This is a genomic window from Mycobacterium sp. IS-2888, from assembly GCF_001954215.1.
In the GTDB taxonomy this organism is placed as follows: domain Bacteria; phylum Actinomycetota; class Actinomycetes; order Mycobacteriales; family Mycobacteriaceae; genus Mycobacterium.
This window is the reverse complement of record NZ_MBET01000065.1, coordinates 26861-45586: the sequence shown is the minus strand read 5'-3', so window position 1 is coordinate 45586 and position 18726 is coordinate 26861. Positions and strand designations below refer to the sequence as shown.

Below are 18726 nucleotides of genomic sequence, written 5' to 3'. Positions count from 1 at the left end.
CGGCGCCCTCCCTGGTCATGCCGCGCGGAACTGGACCCACATGCCCTGCGTCAGCAACGCCGGATTGGGCCGCTCGAGGTCCCACAGCACCGCGTCGGTGTGGCCGATCAGTTGCCAGCCGCCGGGCGACTGGCGTGGATATATCGCGCTGAATTCGCCGGCAAGGGCGACCGACCCGGCCGGCACCGAGGTCCGCGGCTCGGAGCGGCGCGGCACCCGCAGGCGTGGATCGCCGTCCACCAGGTACGCGAAACCCGGTGCGAATCCACTGAATCCGACCCGCCAGAGCGTGGAGGTGTGGGCGTTGATCACCTGTGCGGTGGACAGCCCGGTGTGGCTGGCGACCTCCGCGAGGTCCGGGCCGTCATAGACGACGTCGATCACCACGTCGGCGCGGCGATCCGCGGGCGCGGTCTCGGTGGCGGTGACCGGCATCTTGCGCAAGCGCCGCCGGATGATCCCTTGGTTGCGCGGGCCGTCGAGCTTCACCAGCACGGTGCGCGCGGCCGGGACGATGTCGACCACGCCGGGCAGCGCCGCGCCGCGCAACGCGTCGGCCCACGCCAATACCTCTGCGGTGCTGCCACATTGCACCATCAGAGCTCGGTCGCCGTAGTCGAGTACGGTGTTGCCGACCAGCTCCGTCGGCAGGCCCCGGGATAGGCCGCTGCTGAGGTCAGTCACGCTCATTACTCGACGGTAACCTCGGAATCCGGGCAGGTCGAGGGAATGCCCGGGGATTTTCGAGCACTGCCAGAGGTGCCTTAGCAAACGCTCAAACAGTGGAATCTAACCCAGGATCTTGCTGATCTGCGGGGGCAGTTGGTCGGCGACCAACGGGTAGCTCAGCGGCGAGGAAAACGCGATCGCCCCGGCCTGGTCCTTGGTGGTGAAAATGTGGCGGCTCTGCGCGGTCGCCTGCGAGGCCGCCACGTCGGGGTCGGCGAGTATCGCCTTTTGGTCGTCCGGACTCTCGGTCGTCCAGATCACCACGTCCGCGGAATTGAGCACCGTCTTGATCTGGTCGCGCGGGATGACGGCGCGATGATCGGTGTCGAACGGTTTGATGCTGTCGGCGATCACGAGGCCCATCTGGTTGAGGAAGTCCGTGCGCCAGCCCGCCGTGGTCGCGACCACCGTGCCCTGAAAAAGCGTGCCCTGCATCAACAATGCCTTCTTGGCCTGCCACTGCGGATTCTTCTGGGCGACCGCGACGAACTGTTTGTCGACGGCGTCGATCAATGACCTCATCTGGTCGGCCTGGAACACCGCCTGCCCGATCGCGGTGGCCTGCTCCTTCCACGGCTCGAAGAACGCGTCGCCGTCCGATTGCGCGATGGTCGGGGCGATCGCCGACAGCTTCTGATAGGTGTCGGCGTCCACTCCGGCGTTGACGGCCACGATCAAATCGGGCTTCAGCCCGGCGATCTGGTCGACCGGAATCCCGTTGTCGAGGTTGAGCACCACCGGATGCGCGGCGCCGAGTTTGGGCTGGGCCCACGGCCACACGGCGAACGGTTGGTCGCCGAACCAATTGGTGACCGCGATGGGCACCACGCCCACCGCGAGCAGGTCGTCTTGTTCGGTGTAGCCGGCGCTGACGACGCGCTTGGGTGGCTCTTTGACGACGGTCTGGCCGAACAGGTGACTGACCGTCACCGATCCGCGGGGAGCGGAACCCGGCGCCGGCTTGGGTGACGAGCAACCCGGCGAGACTGCGGCCACCCCGACCGCCGCGGCGGCCCCGGCGAGCCGCAAGAATCCTCGCCGATTCTCCATCGCGTGAGAGTATCGCGTTTCGCCCTCTCACCTGCGTCGCCGCGCGGTTTCGCCGCTCAGCCCAGCGGCATGCCGGCATCCACGAAGTCCATGGCCCGATAGACCGTTTCGGCCGTCAGCGGCACATTGTCGAAGGCGGCCATCATGGCGCCGGTCACCGCACCGACGAACAGACCTCGAAATCGCTTGCGGGCCAGCCGATTCGGCGGCTGATCACTTTCGTGCGCTCCCGCAGACCCAGGGGCGGCTCAGTCGCCTGCATGCGGCGATCGTCCCGCATCCGCGACGCCCCGTCTGGAAGCCGGCGGCGTGTAGCCCTCCCAAGGGGAGTAGTCGGCGATCAGCTCTTCCTGCGGCGGGCGCTGGTCGACCGGCACGTGCTGCAGGTTGATCCGGATCCGGTACCAGATCGAGCTCGGCCCGCGCATCCCGTCGACCAGAACGTCGGCCGGGTGTAGCCGGTCGGCGACGGCGGGGTAGCGGCCGCGCCAGGTGTCCAGCGCGGCCATCGCCTCGTCCCGGGTTTTGGTGCGGGCGATCTCGATGAGCGGCTTCGAGGACTGACGCCTGCCGTCGCCGCGCGATCCCGATCCCTTCGGTGCGCGCTCCGCGGGCCCCAGCTCCTCGGCCAGCATCAGCAGCCGATCCAGGTCGCCAACGGCGTCGTCCATGCCCGCCCACGGATCACCCAGGTCTGCTAACCGGTCCGGCACGGTGGCGATGGTGAACGCCTCGGGCTTGCAGTTGGCGACCTCGTCCCAATGCAGTGGCGTCGACACCCGGGCATCGGCGGTGGCCCGCACGGAGTAGGCCGACGCGACCGTGCGGTCCTTGGCGTTCTGGTTGAAGTCGACGAAGACGCCCTCGCGCTCCTCCTTCCACCAGCGGCTCGTCGCCGCCTCGGGCGCCCGCCGCTCCACCTCGCGGGCCACGGTCTGCGCGGCCAGCCGCACCTGACGGAAGCCCCAGCGGGGCGCGATGCGCGCGTAGATGTGAAAGCCGCGCGACCCGGACGTCTTCGGCCACGCCGTCAGGCCGTAGTCCTCCAGCACCTCGCGGGCCACCAGCGCGACATCGACGATCCGCTGCCAGGACACCCCGGGCATCGGGTCCAGGTCGACCCGCAATTCGTCGGGGTGATCGAGGTCGATGGCTTGCACCGGATGCGGGTTGAGGTCCACGCAGCCCAGATTGATCACCCACGCCAGCCCGGCCGGGTCGTGGATGACGGCCTCCTCGGCGGAGGTGCCCGACGCGTAGCGCAGCTCGGCGACGTCCACCCAGTCGGGCCTGTTCTTGGGCGCACGCTTCTGGAACACCGCCTCTTGCGAGATCCCCTTGACGAAGCGTTTCAGAATCATCGGTCGGCCGGCGACGCCGCGCAGCGCCCCGTCGGCGACGGAAAGGTAGTAGCGGACCAGGTCCAGCTTCGTGTAGCCGCCCACGCCGTCGCCGCCGGGGAAGACCACTTTGCCCGGATGAGTAATGGTGACCTCGCGCCCGGCCACGTCCAGTGACACCGGAGCGGTCATGGGGTTCATGGTAATTCCGGGAAAATTTTCCCGGCCCATTGCGACCTGCGTCACATAGGGTGAAGTCATGCCTAACCTCATCGGCCTGCCCGGCCAGGCGGTCTCCAAGATCCAGCAGTACCTCGAGCGGGGCTCGGCCGAACTGCATTACGTGCGCAAGATCTTCGAATCCGGTGCCTTCCGGATCGAGCCACCGCAGAACTACGCCGCGATGGCCGCGGATATCTACAAGTGGGGCGAGTTCGGCATGCTGCCCTCGCTCAACGCCAGGCGTCATCCCGACCGCGCGGCCTGCATCGACGAGGAGGGCGAATTCACCTACCGCGAGCTCGACGAGGCCGCGCACGCGGTGGCCAACGGGCTGCTTGAGAAGGGGATCAAGGGCGGCGACGGCGTCGCCATCCTGGCCCGCAACACCCGCTGGTTCCTGATCGCCTACTTCGGTGCCGCCCGGGTCGGGGCCCGCATCATCCTGCTCAACAGCGAGTTCTCCGGCCCGCAGATCAAGGAGGTGTCGGAGCGCGAGGGCGCCAAGCTGATCATCTACGACGACGAGTACACCAAGGCCGTGAGCAAGGCGGAGCCGGAACTGGGCTTCCTGCGCGCCCTCGGTTCCAACCCCGACGCCGACGAACCGTCGGGCAGCAAGGACGAGACGCTGGCCGACCTGATCGAGCGCGGCGACAACTCACCCGCCCCGAAGGCGTCCAAGCACGCGTCGATCATCATCCTGACCAGCGGAACCACCGGCACGCCCAAGGGCGCGAACCGCAGCACCCCGCCGACGCTGGCGCCAATCGGCGGCATCCTGTCGCACGTTCCGTTCAAGGCCGGCGAGGTGACCTCGCTGCCGGCGCCGATGTTCCACGCACTGGGTTTTCTGCACGGCACCATCGCGATGTTCCTCGGGTCGACGCTGGTGCTGCGGCGCAAGTTCAAGCCGCCGCTGGTGCTGGAGGACATCGAGAAGCACAAGGCGACCGCGATGGTCGTGGTGCCGGTGATGCTGTCGCGACTGCTGGACGCGATCGAGAAGATGGACAAGAAGCCCGATCTGTCCAGCCTGAAGATCATCTTCATCTCCGGGTCGCAGCTGGGCGCCGAGCTGGCCAGCCGGGCCCTCAAAGACTTCGGCCCGGTCATCTACAACATGTACGGCTCGACCGAAATCGCGTTCGCCACGATCGCCGGTCCCAAGGACCTGGAAAAGAATGCGGCGACGGTCGGACCGGTGGTCAAGGGCGTCAAGGTCAAGATCCTCGACGACAACGGCAAGGAGAAGCCGCAGGGCGAAGTCGGGCGGATCTTCGTCGGCAACGCCTTCCCGTTCGAGGGCTACACCGGTGGCGGCCACAAGCAGATCATCGACGGCCTGATGTCGTCCGGCGATGTCGGCTACTTCGACGAGCACGGCCTGCTGTACGTCAGCGGTCGCGACGACGAGATGATCGTCTCTGGTGGTGAGAACGTCTTCCCGGCTGAGGTGGAGGATCTGATCAGCGGGCATCCGGACGTCGTGGAGGCGACGGCCATCGGGGTCGAGGACAAGGACTGGGGTCACCGGTTGCGCGCCTTTGTCGTCAAGAAGGAGGACGCCGACCTCGACGAGGACACCGTCAAGCACTACGTGCGCGACCACCTGGCCCGCTACAAGGTGCCGCGGGAGGTTGTCTTCCTCGACGAGCTGCCGCGCAACCCGACGGGCAAGGTGCTCAAGCGCGAGCTGCGCGAGATGGAGATCGACTAGCGCCGATCTTGGATGGCGCGGGTGATCTCGGCCCCGAGTTTGGGATCTGCCAGTAGCCGGTCGATCAGCGCGGTGAGGACCTCTTGTCCGGTTACCCTCGCGACCCCGATGCGGTCGGCCGCGTCCCGTTGCCAAATGTCGAGCGCCCGGTGGGTGGCCGCCGGTAGATCCACGGTTCGCCGCGTCCGCTGGAGGCGGATCGGTCGGTCGCCTGTGTCGCGTGGCTGAGGGGTTGAGCCGATTCGTGGGGGACGCGGTTGCCGGAAGCTCGTGAGGCGCTCGGTCGTCGTCGCGTCATCGGGCGGCGTGCCCGGTGTGCGGCTGGGGTTGAAGCTCACTGCGGCGGCCGTCCCTTCGTGGGGTACAAGTCAGTAAATCAGTAGGTGTCTGCTACCGATTCTGTCACTAAAGTCGCCCCGAGTCGCGCCGCGAGCCACAGACGCCGCCGGCCGGCCGGGGGGCGGCTGCCGCATTCACCGCAGAATGTAATTTTAGAATTTGCTATGTGATTCTCGTCGGCCTACCTGCCGCAATTGATTGACTACGCAATTCATGAGTCACGTAAAGTCGGAAATAAGTACCTCAGTACCTCAGTAGATGGGCTCTTACCTAGTCTTATGTTGAAAAGAAATCTACTGATCTCAGTATTTCGAGATGTCCTTAAATACGTCGTCCAGGCATATCCTTCCACGAATGTGTTAATTAACTGTTGTTTGCCTGAGAATTTCTGGGGTAGTCTTGTTACGTATCAGATTGGACGGATCGTGGAGGGAGGTCGGAAAAATGATTTCACTGCGATCCATGCGTAACGCCGCCGCAAGCGCGGTAGGCGCCGGCGCGCTCGCCGGAGCCATGCTCGTCGGCGGCGTTCCCGCGGCGCAAGCCGCGCCAGCGCCCACTCCAGCGACGAGCTTCGACACCGTCGGGCCGCATGGCGGCGCACCCCTTAGTCCCGGCGTGATCCCGGACCGCCCCGGCGGGGGCGGAGGTGGCCATGGCGGCGGAGGCCATGGTCCTGGCCCCGGCCCCGGTTGGGGTCACGGACCTGGTCCCGGTTGGGGTAAAGGCCCCGGTTGGGTTCCCGGCCCGGTTTGGCACGGTCCCGATGTCGGATGGTGGGGTCACCCCGGTAACGGTTGGGGCAACATCCCGCCAGGTCGCGGCTTCTGGGCTCCCGGGCACTGGTGGGGGCCCGCTGAGCACTGGTGGAACTGGTGGTGGTGAGCCAAGCCGCTAGCTTCGTGTGGCGCGGTCAGCCTTGTCCTGCCGAGCGTTTAGGTTGACCCGCCCGCGCTGAGGGGGGAACGTCATGCCGGCCTACCACCGCGAGGCCGGCATGACCCCCCACCCAAAGGCATCCATGCCGACCCGAGACCGGCCTCGGGTCGGCATGGATTCTTTTACGGGTCGCGGGGCAGGCCCAGGAGCCGCTCGGCGATGATGTTGAGTTGCACCTCCGACGTGCCCCCGTAAATGGTCGTGGCGCGGCTGGCCAGCAGGTACTCGTCCCACTTGCCCGCCAACTGGTCGGGGTCGCCGATCGCGGCGTCGGTGCCGAAGGAGGACACCGCGAATTCGGCGTAGCCCTGGCCGGTGCGCATCGACAGCAGCTTTGAGATCGCCGCCGACGGCATGGCGTCGCCGCCGGCCAGCGTCAACAGCGTCGAGCGGAGGTTCAGCACCTTGGCGGCGTGACCTTCGGCGATCAATTGCCCGGCCCGGTGTTGCGCGACCTGGTCGAACTGGCCGTCGCGGACGAACTCGACGAATTCCGGCAGGGTGGCAAGGAAATTCGCGTCGCTGCTGCCGATCGATACCCGCTCCGCCGTCAGTGTGTTGCGGCTGACCTCCCAGCCCCGGTTGACGTCACCGAGCACGCACTCGTCCGGGACGAACACGTCGTCGATGTAGACGGTGTTGAACATCGCGTTGCCGGTGAGCTCGCGCAGCGGCTTGACCGTGACACCTTCGCTTTTCATGTCGAGCAGGAAGTACGTGATGCCGTTGTGCTTCGGCGCCGACGGATCCGTCCGCGCCAGCAGCGCGCCCCAGTGCGAGTACTGCGCGTAGGTGGTCCAGATCTTCTGTCCGGTGATGCGCCACCCGCCGTCGGCCCGCGTCGCCTTGGTGGTCAGCCCGGCCAGATCCGACCCGGCGCCCGGCTCGGAAAACAGTTGGCACCAGACCATTTCGGCGCGGAAGGTGGGTGGCAGGAAGCGTTGTTTCTGCTCTTCGGTTCCGAACGCGACGATCGACGGAATGATCCAGGCGGCGATGCCGACCTGCGGCCGTTTGACCCGTCCGGTGGTGAACTCCTGGGCGATGATGATCTGCTCGACCGGGCTCGACGCCCGGCCCCACGGTTTGGGCAGGTAGGGCAGCACCCACCCGCCCTCGGCGATCGCGACCTTGCGGGGCTCGCGGTCCATCGCCTTGAGCGCCGCCACCTCGGCCCGGATTTCGGACCGCAGCTTTTCGGTATCGGGGTCCAGGTCGATGTCCACCGCACGCATCCCCGTGGTGGTCGCGGTGTCGACCACCCTTTGCGGGTACTCCGATCGGCGTCCGAACGACGCGGCGAGGATCACCGCCCGGCGGTAGTACACGTTCGTGTCGTGCTCCCAGGTGAACCCGATGCCCCCGTGCACCTGGATGCAGTCCTGTGTGCAGCGCAGGGCGGCCGCCGGAGCCAGCGTCGCCGCCACGGCGGCGGCGAACTCGACTCCGGAACCTGCTGTGTCCCAATCATTTTGGCTAGCCTCGTCGATGGCGCGCGCGGCATCCCACACCGCGGCGGTCGCTCGCTCGGTGTCGGCGATCATCTCCGCGCACTTGTGCTTGATGGCCTGGAACTGGCCGATCGGCCTGCCGAACTGTTCGCGGATCTTGGCGTATTGCGAGGCGGTGTCCGTGGCCCAGCGCGCCACGCCGATCGCCTCCGCGGACAGCAGCGTGGTCATCAGCGCGTGCGCGGTCGCCATGGTCAGGCTGCTCAACACCGTGTCATCGCCGACCTCGACAGCGTTGGCCCGCACATGCGCGATCGGGCGCAGTGGGTCAACGCTTTTCACCGGCTCGATTTCCAGCTGGTCGGCGCGCAGCACCACCCACTCGTCACCGCTGTCGATCGCCACCGGAAGCACCAGCACCGATGCCTGCGCCGCCGCGGGCACGGCGTGCGCTTCACCGCGGATCACCAGCGCGTCACCCTGCCTGGTGGCGGTCAGGCCGGAATCCAGCGCGTAGGCGGCGATGGCCGTGCCGGACGCGAGGTCGGCGAGCACCTTTGCCTCCGGGTCGTGCGCGGCGATCAGCGCGCTGGCGATCGCCGACGGCGCGAACGGTCCGGGTACCGCGCCGTAGCCGAACTCGGCAAGCACGATGGCCAGCTCGAGGATGCCGAATCCCTGTCCGCCGACGGACTCCGCCAGATGAACCCCCTGCAGGCCCTGTTCGGCCGCCGCGCGCCAGTAGGGCGGCGGGTTCTCGATGGGTGTTTCCATGGCCGCGTGCAGCACCTCCGACGGCGCGACGCGCGCCACCAGGGATCGCACCGAATCGGCCAGGTCTTGATGCTCAGGAGTTATCGCGATCGGCATTGGTCGCCTTCCCACACTCTGTGTTTCGGCCAGCGCCTTCCAAGCTAACAACCGGTGGGTTGGTTGACCACATTGGCCAGCGGAAGCCCGTCGCGCAGCCGGCGGCAGTTGGCAACGGCCTCGACCAGATACCGCCGCATGGTGTCGGCCGTGTACCAGGTGACGTGCGGCGTCAGCACTACATTGTCCAGGCCCAGCAGGGGATTGTCGGGGGCGACCGGCTCGGCGTCGAAAACGTCCAGGCCCGCCGCGGCCAGCCGGCCGCCGCGCAGCGCGTCGACGAGCGCGTCTTCGTCGACGACGGCTCCGCGTGACGTGTTGACCAGTACCGCATCCGGTTTCATCCGGGCCAGCGCGTCCCGGTCGAGCAGATGGACGGTGTCGGCGCGCAACGGTAGGTGCAGCGAGACGATGTCGCTGGCTGCCAGCAATTCGGGCAGCCGCCGCCAACCGGGCCGCCCGTCGTCGCGGGTGCTGGTGTGCAGCACGGTGGCGCCCATGGCGGTGACGATGTCGCCGACACGCTTGGCGATGTTGCCGTAGCCGACCAGGCCGACGGTGCAGCCGCCGATATCGCGTACGGTCTCGCCGAGTTCGGGATCGGCCGGCCAGCCGCAGCCGCGGCGCACCGCACGATCCAGCGTCGGGAGCCTGCGCAAGGCGGCCAGCATCAGCAACACCGTGCCCTCGGCCACCGACGGTGCGTTAGCACCGGGCATATTGGCCACTGCGATACCGCATTTCGTCGCGGTTTCCACGTCGATGGTGTTGACTCCGGCGCCGAGTTTGTGCACCAACCGCAGGCGTGGCGCGCGCCGCAGGTCGGCGCCCGACAGGGGCCGCAGCACATGCCAGATCACCTGCGCGTCCGGCAGCTCCCGGTAGAAGGCGGTGTCGTCATCGTCGGCACACCAACGAATGTCCAGCCAATCCGCTTCGGGCGCAACAAAATTAAGGACCTTGTCGCCGGGGACAAAATGGGCCAGTACTCTCACGAGATTCTTAGCGCCACCGCTTGGATATCCACTTGGCGATGGTATCGGCCTGCTCGGTGCGCGCGCCCGGGGTGCTGAAGTAGTGGTCGGTGTCGATCGAGCATTGGGTCTTGTCGGTGGCGGCGAGCCCGTCGTAGATGCGCTGGGCATCCGACGGAAAGACGCCGGTGTCGGCGTCGGCGTTGATCACCAGGGCCGGGCAGGAGATGCGGGCCAGATGCGGCTCGGCACGGGTTTGCGCGACCCGCAGACTCCACATGCCCAGCCAGTTGCGCAGCGTGCAGGCCGCGGCGATGCCGTGTGCGGAGCGGTTGGCCTTGGCCGGGATGCCGGCGTAACACAGATTCGGCTGGCGCTTGGTGGGCTCGATGCTCGGATCGACCATGCGGGGATCGGCCCAGGTTCGCATGACGGTGAACGGTCGATCGGAAAACCCCGCGGCGCGAACGCGTTTGAGTTCCATCTCGGCCCAGTCGGTAATGGCATGGTTGCGCGCGGTCTGCGCCGCACGATAGCGGGCCAGGAACTCCGGCGAGTACGGCGGACCGTTCGCCTCGTCGAACAGGTCGAGCTCGGGATCGGTGGCGACGGGATCGTTCTCGTCGACGACGGCGGCGTCCATCCACGCCGTCAGCACCTCGGGACGCCCGGGATGGGCGGCGGTGGCCACGTAGCCGTCGGCGGGAATCAACTCGCCGAGCCCGGCCGCCGGACGCATCCCCTCGAGCGGGGTCACGTTGGGTTCGACGGCCTGGGACTGATACGCGGCCATCAAGGAGCCGCCGCCGGAATTGCCCAGCAGCACAACGGTATCCACGCCCTGGACTTCGCGCAGCCAGCGGACCCCGACGCCGATGTCGACCAGGGCGTGGTCGAGCAGAAAGCTGCTTTCGAAACCCCGGAATCTGGTGTTCCAGCCGAGAAACCCGACGCCGCGGGTCGCGATGTAGTCGGCGAGATAGTGCTCGGAGAAGTCGATCTGGTAATGCGTGGCGATCATCGCCACCTTCGGCTTGCGCCCGACCGCGCGGTGGTACAGGCCCTGGCACGGATGGCCACCCGCGCCGGCGCGTCCCGCGGTGGGAGACGGCAGCCCGACGAACTCACGGATAACGCCAGCTGCAGGAGTATGACGAGTCACTTCAGCGGCTCTCCTGGGGAGTAGATGGCCCGGTAGTAGATGTTGGCAAGCGTCTGGATGCAGGCCCGATCGTCGGGCTCGCCGGAGCGTGCCCCACTGAGCTGGATGTAGCAGAACTGGTTGAACATCGCCACGATCGCCTCGGCGATGAGCCGCGGGTCATCTTCCGCGCAGTATCCCTCGGCCTGGGCCCGTCGCACCGTCTCGGTGATGAAAGAGATTGGAATCGCACATATTTCGGCCCAGTACTGGGCGAAGTCGTCGTTGACCATCGCCAGCTGGGACACGCCGATCATCTCGGCCAGCCGGTGGCGGTAGGTGTGCCAGTGCGCGGCGGCGGCCTCGTACGCCCGCTCGCGATGCGACAGGCCGTGCCGGGTCACCGTCAGCGCACGCTGGTTGGCCTCGTCGCGGAAGCGCAGGGCCCACTGCCGGACCATCGCCTCTTTGGAGTCGTAGTAGTTGTAAAACGAGGCCGCCGAACGGCCCGCCTCCGTCGCGATGTCGGCGATGGTCGTGGCCAGAATGCCCTTGCGCGCGATGACCGTTCGGGCTGCCGCGTCGATCGCCGCTTGGGTGCGGCGGCCCCGGTGCGTCGGGAAGTCGGGGGACTGGCCTGGCCGGCGATTGGGCTCTGCCGCGGTCAACACGTGGCACACCTCCCTGGAGCAAAACTGAATCTGATGTTAGATTCAGATCTGAATCTTGGCCAGGGCCTGCACCTCGATTGGGAGCCGCAAGATGATCAAGCCGCACAACACCAACACGGAATTCGAGCTCGGCGGAATCAATCACGTCGCGCTGGTGTGCTCCGACATGGCACGCACCGTGGACTTCTACAGCAACGTCCTGGGCATGCCGCTGATCAAATCGCTCGATCTGCCGGGTGGTCAGGGGCAGCACTTCTTCTTCGACGCCGGCAACGGCGACTGCGTCGCCTTTTTCTGGTTCGCCGACGCGGCCGACCGGGTGCCCGGCATCTCGTCGCCGGGCGCCATCCCGGGCATCGGCGACATCACCAGCGCGGTGAGCACGATGAACCACCTGGCGTTTCATGTGCCGGCCGAGAAGTTCGACGCCTACCGGCAACGACTCAAGGACAAGGGCGTGCGTGTGGGCCCGGTGCTCAACCACGACGAGAGTGAGATGCAGGTGTCGGCGACGGTGCATCCCGGCGTGTACGTGCGCTCGTTCTACTTTCAGGATCCCGACGGCATCACGCTGGAATTCGCTTGCTGGGTAAAGGAATTCACCGACGGCGACGCTCAGGCGGTGCCGAAGACGGCGGCCGACCGGCGACCTCGGGTCCAGGCCGTAGGCTGACTGGCAAGACCGTGCGCAACCCGGGGGACGCCCATGATTACCGACGGGGTTTTGACCGACGAACAGATCGCGGCGTTGACGCCCGCACAGCGGCGGGAGCTGATCTCCCGTCTTGAGCAACCCTTGAGCGAGTTGATTGACCCGGAGTTGATCAGCCGGATTCGGCGTATCCGGTTGGGCGTCATGATCGGTGGCTCGATCGCCATGATCCCCTGGCTCGTCTACCTCTCGATGACGCTGCCGGAGAACTACGTCGCGCACAACTGGCCGGTCACCTGGGTGGGTTTCGATATTTTGCTGGTCGTGTTCATGGCGGCCACGGCCGTGTTGGGATACCTGCGTCGCCAGCTGCTGGTGCTTGCCGCGTTCACCGCCGGCGTGTTGCTGATCTGCGACGCATGGTTCGACCTATTGACCGCCGGACCCAACGACCTGCGGCTCTCGGTGATCACGGCGCTGGGGATCGAGGTGCCGGTGGCGGTCCTTTTGATCACCGGCGCGCTGCGAGTCGTGCGGCTTACGATGATGCGTTTTTGGCTGCTGAAGCCCGGGATGCGGCTCTGGCAGCTGCCGCTGTTTCCCTGAGGCCGTACAGGTTTGGGTCGGCGAGGCGGTCGAGCAGCGAGGCCAGCTGATCGACCAGCTGGTCCGGTTCGAGCCGGACGTCGCCGGCCAGCCAGGCGCTGATCGTTTGGCCGGCGCCGCCGACCGCGAAGTGCGCCCCCGCCTTCATGCGGTCGTTTGCCGGCATCCGCTCGGCGTCGCCGGCGTGCTGGCCCAGCAGCATGGCGAACAGCGCGGTGGACTCGGCGCGCTTGCGCACGATCACGGGATCGGCGCGCTGGGTGCTGAACAGCAGGCGCCCGACGCGGGCATCACCGGCGATAGTCCGCACGATATTGGCCATCCCCGCTCGCGTCTGCTCGTGCACGGGTACCGCCGCGACCGCGGCCTGCGTGGTGGCGGCCAGATCGGCGACGACCCAATCGAAGACGTGGCCGACGAATTCGTCCCTGTCCGCGAAGCTTTCGTAGAAGTACCGCGCGGCCAGGCCCGCCCGGCGGCACACGCCGCGCACGGTCAGGGCCGAGACGTCCTGCCGCTCCGCCCCCAGCAGGTCCAGGCCGGCGGCCAATAGCCGGCCGCGGCGAGCCGCAAGCCGTTCGGCGGCCTTCACCCCGCCGTAGGGCCGTGCGCTCTCGCTCATGAAGACGATCTTGACATCGGCGCGGCGTGGGGACAATATCAGGAAACAAGCGTTCTCACATTTAGCTCGGCGGCGGCCGCAGGAGGTTCACCTTGGCAATGCATGTCCACCAGCGCCACGTCGAGCGGGCGATCGCCGATCCGCCCCGTCCGCGGCCGCGGCGGCGCGTCCGGTCGCTGGGGATCGACGAGGGATTGATGGGCGTGGCACTGCTGGCTGGGCCGGCGAACGTGATCATGCAACTGGCGCGACCCGGCGTCGGCTACGGCGTGCTGGAGAGTCGCGTCGAGAGTGGCCGGGTCGATCTGCACCCCATCAAACGAGCGCGCACCACCTTCACCTACCTCGCGGTGGCCACCGCGGGCAGCGATGCGCAGAAGGAGGCCTTTCGCCGCGCGGTGAACCGGGCCCATGCGCAGGTGTACTCCACGCCCGAAAGCCCGGTGCAATACAACGCTTTCGACGTGGATTTGCAGTTGTGGGTGGGGGCGTGTCTGTACAAGGGCGGGGTCGATATCTACCGCATCTTCATCGGTGAGCTGGACGGCGAAGATGCCGACCGCCACTACCGCGAGGGCATGTCGCTGGCCACCACGTTGCAGGTGCCGCCCGAGATGTGGCCGCCGGATCGCGCCGCCTTCGACCGGTACTGGCAGGAGTCGCTGGCCAAGGTGCACATCGACGACGCGGTGCGCGACTACCTGTACCCGATCGCCGCGGGCCGGATGCGCGGGGTAGCGCTGCCGGGTCCGCTGCAACGCATGTCGGACGACTTCGCGCTGCTGATCACGACGGGGTTCTTGCCGCAGCGGTTTCGCGACGAGATGCGGTTGCCGTGGGATGCCGCCAGGCAGCGGCGGTTCGACCGACTGATGGCGGTCTTGCGGACGGCCAACCGGCTGTTGCCGCGATTCATTCGACGGTTCCCGTTCAACGTCCTGCTGTGGGACGTCGACCGCCGGATCAGGACGGGGCGCCCGCTGGTCTGACACCGAGCGCGTCCGGTTGATAACGACAATCATTTTCATTAAGCTCGGGTCGGTCAGGTAAAACTCTCCAGCCCGAGGGGTGGCCGTGACCGCGCCGATTTGGATGGCCCTACCGCCTGAGGTGCACTCCGCGCTGCTCAGCGGTGGCCCCGGTCCGGGGGCGCTGCTGGCGGCCGCGGCGGCGTGGGACTCGCTGAGTGCCGAATACGCTTCTGCGGCACAGGAACTCACCACGTTGTTGGCCGCCGTGCAGGCCGGTGCGTGGGACGGGCCCAGCGCCGAGTCCTACGTGGCCGCGCACGCCCCGTATCTGGCGTGGCTGACCCAGGCCGGCGCGAACAGCGCTGCGGCCGCCGCTCAGCATGAGACGGCGGCGACGTCCTACACCGCCGCGCTGGCGGCCATGCCGACCCTGGCCGAACTAGCCGCCAACCACGTCGTCCACGGAGTCTTGGTGGCCACCAACTTCTTCGGGATCAACACCATCCCCATCGCCGTCAACGAGGCCGACTATGCGCGGATGTGGGTCGAGGCCGCCACCACGATGGCGACCTATCAAGGAGTGTCCAGCGCGGCGTTGGCCGCAACGCCGCAAACCGCGCCCGCGCCGCAGATCGTGAAAAGCGATGCCTCGACCCAGGATTCGGGGGAGAACCCCTTCCCCGACCCCACCGTCGACAACCCGATCGATGACTTCATCGCCAACATCCTGAAGAACTTCGGGATCAATTGGGACCCCGCCCACGCGATGGTGAATGGCATTCCCTACGACGAATACACGAATCCGGGAGAACCGATCTACTGGGTCGTCCGCGCCCTCGAGCTCTTCGAGAATTTTCAGCAGTTCTTCGTCTACCTCCAGACGAATCCGGCGTTGGCGTTTCAGTACCTGGTCTCCCTGGAGATGTTCGACTGGCCGACACATCTCGCCCAGATCGCCAGCTGGTTGGGCAGCCAGCCGGCATTGCTGGTGGTTCCCGCCCTCATCGTGGCGGCGCCCTTTGGGGCCCTCGGCGGTTTCGCGGGGCTCGCCGGGCTCGCCGCACTACCCGCGCCCGCGGTCGTGCCGGCCCCGGCACTTGTCGCGGCCCCGCCCGCCTTGGTGCCCGTGCACGGATCGGGCCCCGTGACCGCGCCGGCCGCGGCGGCTGCGCCGGCCCCGGCGCCCGCGCCCGCTCCCACAGCGAGCGCGGTGCCCAGCGCCGCGCCACCGTCGGCGCCGCCGGCCGCAACTGGGACGGCTTTCGTGCCTCCGTACGTCGTGGGGCCTCCCCGCATCGGACTCGGCACGGCAATCGGCGCCGGCGCCAGCTCCAGCGCCAAGAAGAAGGCCTCCGAGCCCGATGCCGCCGCGTTGGCCGCAGCGAGTGCGGCACGCGACGCGGCGCGGGCGCGGCGGCGGCAGCGGTCGCGACAGCGTGGCCACAGCGACGAGTTCATGGACATGAACATCGACGTCGACCCGGACTGGGATGCGTCGCCGCCGACCGCGGCGTCGGAACGGGGCGCCGGCAATCTGGGGTTCGCCGGCACCGCGCCTAAGCGAGCGGCCGCCGAGGCGGCGGGCTTGACCACCCTGGCCGGTGACGAATTCGATGGCGGCCCAACGATGCCGATGGTGCCGGGCACCTGGGACTGCGGCGACGAGACGGGCCGTGACGGCCCGTCCGCGTAGTGTCGGTTGGGTGCGCAGTGAAGGCGATAGTTGGGATATCACAACAAGTGTCGGGGCGACGGCGTTGTTCGTGGCGACCGCGCGGGCGCTCGAGGCGCAGAAGCCCGAGCCGCTGGTGGTCGATGAATATGCCGAGTTGTTTTGCCGCGCCGTCGGCGGCCCCGCGGCCGACGTTCTCGACGGTAAGGCTCCCGACCACCCGCTGAAGACCGCGGAGTTTGGCCGGCATTTTGTCAACTTCCAGGGCGCTCGCACGAGGTACTTCGACGAATATTTCCGTCGGGCCGCCGACGCCGGCGTGCGGCAGATCGTCATCCTGGCCGCGGGACTGGACTCCCGCGCCTACCGGCTGGACTGGCCGGCCGGGACCACGATCTTCGAGTTGGACCGGCCCGAGGTCCTCGACTTCAAGCGTGAGGTGCTCACCAGCCACGGTGTGCAGCCGCGTGCCGAGCGCCGGGAGGTCGCTGTCGATCTGCGTGAGAACTGGTCACAAGCTTTGCGGGCCAGCGGCTTTGATCCGGCCAAGCCGTCGGCCTGGATTGCCGAGGGCCTGCTGATCTATCTCCCCGCCGACGCACAGGAGCAGCTGTTCGCCGGCGTCGACGGCCTGGCAGGCCAGGGCAGCCACGTCGCGGTCGAGGACGGGGCGCCGCTGCCGCCCGACGAGTTCGAGGCCGCGGTCGAGGAGGAACGCGCCGCCGCTGCCGAGGGCGACCAGCGCCTGTTTTTCCGGTTGGTCTACAACGAGCGGTGCGCGCCGGCCGACGAATGGTTCGGCGGGCGGGGCTGGACCGCGGTCGGCACGCCGCTGGCCGACTATCTGCGCGAAGTCGGCAGGCCGGTGCCCGAACCGGACACCGAATCCGGCCCGATGATCGCCCGTAACACCCTGGTGAGTGCCGTCAAGGCCTGAGGCCGCGCGAAGAATCTCCGATGAATCGGCCGCGCCCGGGAACTTTTCCCGGCCGCCCGCCGACTACTAGCGGCGTGATGCTTGCGCCGCCTCACAGCCCAGGCGGCCGTTGATCTCACCCCCAGGGTCCCGGGAGGCCGCGAATGACCGCGCCGGTTTGGATGGCACTGCCGCCGGAGGTGCATTCCACGTTGCTGAGCAGCGGGCCGGGGCCCGGAGCGCTGCTGGCGGCCAGTGGCGCGTGGAGTTCGCTGAGCGACGCTTATGCCGAGACGGCGGACCAACTGACCGGGGTCTTGGCGGCCGTCCAGTCCGGCGCGTGGGAAGGCCCGAGCGCCGAGCAGTATGTCAGCGCGCACGCGCCCTACCTGGCGTGGCTGACGCGGGCCAGCGCCGATAGCGCGGCCGCGGCCGCCCAGCACGACGTCGCGGCGGCCGCCTACACCGCGGCGTTGGCCGCGATGCCGACCCTGCCCGAGCTCGCCGCCAACCACGCCGTCCATGCGGTGTTGGTGGCCACCAACTTCTTCGGCATCAACACCATCCCGATCGCCGTTAATGAGGCCGACTACGCGCGCATGTGGGTCCAGGCGGCCACCACGATGACCACCTATCAAGCGGTGTCCACCGCGGCGGTGGCATCTGCACCGCAAACCGGTCCGGCGCCGGTCATCATGCACGCCGACGACGGCAGCGGCGATGACAGCGACGATGACGGCGGAATCGTCGACAACGACGGCGGCGACCCGACCCAGCTGAGCTGGTGGGTCAACCGCATCCTCGAGATATTCCAAACCATCGGAAGGGATTTGGAGGAATTTCAGACGGACCCGCTCGATGCGCTGGAGGATTTGTTCCGCGACATTCCGTTGCTCATCGCCGACGAATTCGAGCACCTCGGCGAGGCCCTGCAGACCTTCCCCCAGCTTGCGACGATTCCCTTCTTGGTACCGGCGGCATTTGGGGCAGGCATCGCAAGCTTCGGCCTGCTGGCCGAGATCCAGCCCGACGTGGCCCCCGCACCCGCCGCCGCGGTGCCCGCACCGCCGCCCCAAGCGCCCGGCGCGACCGTCGTCACCGCCACCCCGGTCGTGAGCGCTCCCGCGGCCGCGGCCCCGGCGCCGTCCTCCACCCCGACGCCGGCGCCCGCGCCCGCGACGGCCCCGACAGCTGTACCCGCACCCCCACCGCCGCCGCCGGTCACCGGTGTCGAGGCCGTCGCCTATCCCTACCTGGTTGGCGGACCCACGATCGGGACGGACACCGGCCTGAGCACCAGTGCGCGGCGGAAGGCGCCGGAGCCCGATACCGCCTCGGCCGCCGCGGCGGCCGCAGCGTCAGCGCGCGGGGAGCGAAGGGCGCGCCGGCGGCGACGCGCAACGATGGACGACCATTACCGCGGCTACGAATTCATGGATCTGGACTCCGAACGGGGTGCGGGTCCCGACGCGAGCCGGCTGAGCTCGGCGGTGGCGTCCGAGCGTGGTGCGGGGCCACGGGGTTTTGCCGGAACGGCGCACAAGGAGATGGGCGCGGCCACCGGGTTGGCCACGCTCGCGGGTGACGAATTCGGCGATGGGCCGGCGCTGCCGATGGTGCCCAGTACCTGGCAATCGGACGCACCGAAAGATCCAGCCTGAATGTTTTGCTAATGAAAATCATTTTCAGTAAGCTGCCCTGCTTAGTAGGGCGCAACCGGGAAGAGGGTCGATGATCGTGCCGAATGCCCTGATCAATGGCCCCCGGACCACCAGTTCTGCGGCGAATCAAGGGAGCCCGGAAGCCTCGACAGTTAGCTTATGCAATGCTAACTTCAGGCGGTC

17 protein-coding genes are annotated in these 18726 nt (G+C 67.7%); 7 read left to right on the top strand and 10 right to left on the bottom strand.

The features are described 5' to 3' along the window. Nucleotides 1–15: 15 nt before the first annotated feature. The 3 genes from A5745_RS11105 to A5745_RS11095 all read right to left on the bottom strand — a co-directional run bounded on the left by A5745_RS11105 (nucleotide 16) and on the right by A5745_RS11095 (nucleotide 3320). Nucleotides 16–690, bottom strand: coding sequence for an allophanate hydrolase subunit 1 (locus A5745_RS11105; protein WP_076116062.1), 675 nt, complete (start codon nucleotides 688–690; stop codon nucleotides 16–18). Between the two features lie 99 nt (nucleotides 691–789). Next, a complete protein-coding gene (locus tag A5745_RS11100; protein ID WP_076116061.1) occupies nucleotides 790–1779 on the bottom strand; it encodes an ABC transporter substrate-binding protein in 990 nt (329 codons plus the stop codon). Between the two features lie 248 nt (nucleotides 1780–2027). Beyond that, a complete protein-coding gene (locus tag A5745_RS11095) occupies nucleotides 2028–3320 on the bottom strand; it encodes a DNA polymerase domain-containing protein (protein WP_076116060.1) in 1293 nt (430 codons plus the stop codon). 58 nt (nucleotides 3321–3378) lie between these two features. Between A5745_RS11095 and fadD2 the strand changes: the two genes are divergently transcribed. Then, a complete protein-coding gene (gene fadD2, locus A5745_RS11090) occupies nucleotides 3379–5058 on the top strand; it encodes a long-chain-fatty-acid--CoA ligase FadD2 (protein ID WP_076116059.1) in 1680 nt (559 codons plus the stop codon). Here fadD2 and A5745_RS11085 read toward each other — a convergent pair. The 6 genes from A5745_RS11085 to A5745_RS11065 form a co-directional block, all read right to left on the bottom strand. Beyond that, complete coding sequence (locus A5745_RS11085) at nucleotides 5055–5396, bottom strand: ATPase (protein ID WP_076116058.1); 342 nt, start codon at nucleotides 5394–5396, stop codon at nucleotides 5055–5057. The two genes, fadD2 and A5745_RS11085, sit on opposite strands and share 4 nt — an antisense overlap. Nucleotides 5397–5847: 451 nt before the next feature. Further along, nucleotides 5848–6054: a hypothetical protein gene (locus A5745_RS24670; protein WP_170874411.1), complete on the bottom strand. Its 207-nt coding sequence runs from the start codon at nucleotides 6052–6054 to the stop codon at nucleotides 5848–5850. 404 nt (nucleotides 6055–6458) lie between these two features. Beyond that, the gene (locus tag A5745_RS11080; RefSeq protein ID WP_076116057.1) at nucleotides 6459–8657 is read right to left on the bottom strand and encodes an acyl-CoA dehydrogenase; all 2199 of its coding nucleotides are present in this window, start codon (nucleotides 8655–8657) and stop codon (nucleotides 6459–6461) included. Between the two features lie 44 nt (nucleotides 8658–8701). Further along, nucleotides 8702–9652 (bottom strand): 2-hydroxyacid dehydrogenase, encoded by a 951-nt coding sequence (locus A5745_RS11075; protein WP_076116056.1) that lies wholly within the window; start codon nucleotides 9650–9652, stop codon nucleotides 8702–8704. Nucleotides 9653–9659: 7 nt separating this feature from the next. Further along, nucleotides 9660–10793 (bottom strand): alpha/beta hydrolase, encoded by a 1134-nt coding sequence (locus A5745_RS11070; RefSeq protein WP_076058315.1) that lies wholly within the window; start codon nucleotides 10791–10793, stop codon nucleotides 9660–9662. Next, nucleotides 10790–11443 carry a TetR/AcrR family transcriptional regulator gene (locus A5745_RS11065; protein WP_076116055.1) on the bottom strand — a complete coding sequence of 218 codons (654 nt, stop codon included), beginning with the start codon at nucleotides 11441–11443 and terminating at the stop codon, nucleotides 10790–10792. Before A5745_RS11065 ends, A5745_RS11070 begins: the two co-directional genes overlap by 4 nt. 91 nt (nucleotides 11444–11534) lie before the next feature. On the opposite strand from A5745_RS11065, the gene A5745_RS11060 reads away from it, so the two are divergent. Together A5745_RS11060 and A5745_RS11055 are read left to right on the top strand one after the other, a co-directional pair. After that, nucleotides 11535–12116 carry a VOC family protein gene (locus tag A5745_RS11060; protein ID WP_076058320.1) on the top strand — a complete coding sequence of 194 codons (582 nt, stop codon included), beginning with the start codon at nucleotides 11535–11537 and terminating at the stop codon, nucleotides 12114–12116. A 36-nt stretch (nucleotides 12117–12152) separates the two neighbouring features. Then, entirely contained in the window at nucleotides 12153–12701 is a 549-nt protein-coding gene (locus A5745_RS11055) for a hypothetical protein (protein WP_076058378.1), read from the top strand. Here A5745_RS11055 and A5745_RS11050 read toward each other — a convergent pair. Then, nucleotides 12634–13332 carry a TetR/AcrR family transcriptional regulator gene (locus tag A5745_RS11050; RefSeq protein ID WP_083662887.1) on the bottom strand — a complete coding sequence of 233 codons (699 nt, stop codon included), beginning with the start codon at nucleotides 13330–13332 and terminating at the stop codon, nucleotides 12634–12636. The genes A5745_RS11055 and A5745_RS11050 overlap by 68 nt on opposite strands. A gap of 89 nt (nucleotides 13333–13421) precedes the next feature. On the opposite strand from A5745_RS11050, the gene A5745_RS11045 reads away from it, so the two are divergent. From A5745_RS11045 to A5745_RS11030, 4 genes are all read left to right on the top strand, one after another. Then, on the top strand, nucleotides 13422–14312 hold the full coding sequence (locus tag A5745_RS11045; RefSeq protein ID WP_076116053.1) for an oxygenase MpaB family protein: 891 nt from the start codon (nucleotides 13422–13424) through the stop codon (nucleotides 14310–14312). Nucleotides 14313–14397: 85 nt separating this feature from the next. Continuing rightward, the gene (locus A5745_RS11040; protein WP_076116093.1) at nucleotides 14398–15987 is read left to right on the top strand and encodes a PPE family protein; all 1590 of its coding nucleotides are present in this window, start codon (nucleotides 14398–14400) and stop codon (nucleotides 15985–15987) included. A 10-nt stretch (nucleotides 15988–15997) separates the two neighbouring features. Continuing rightward, entirely contained in the window at nucleotides 15998–16903 is a 906-nt protein-coding gene (locus A5745_RS11035; RefSeq protein ID WP_076116052.1) for a class I SAM-dependent methyltransferase, read from the top strand. Between the two features lie 143 nt (nucleotides 16904–17046). Next, nucleotides 17047–18543 carry a PPE family protein gene (locus tag A5745_RS11030; protein WP_076116051.1) on the top strand — a complete coding sequence of 499 codons (1497 nt, stop codon included), beginning with the start codon at nucleotides 17047–17049 and terminating at the stop codon, nucleotides 18541–18543. The last annotated feature ends 183 nt before the right edge of the window (nucleotides 18544–18726 follow it).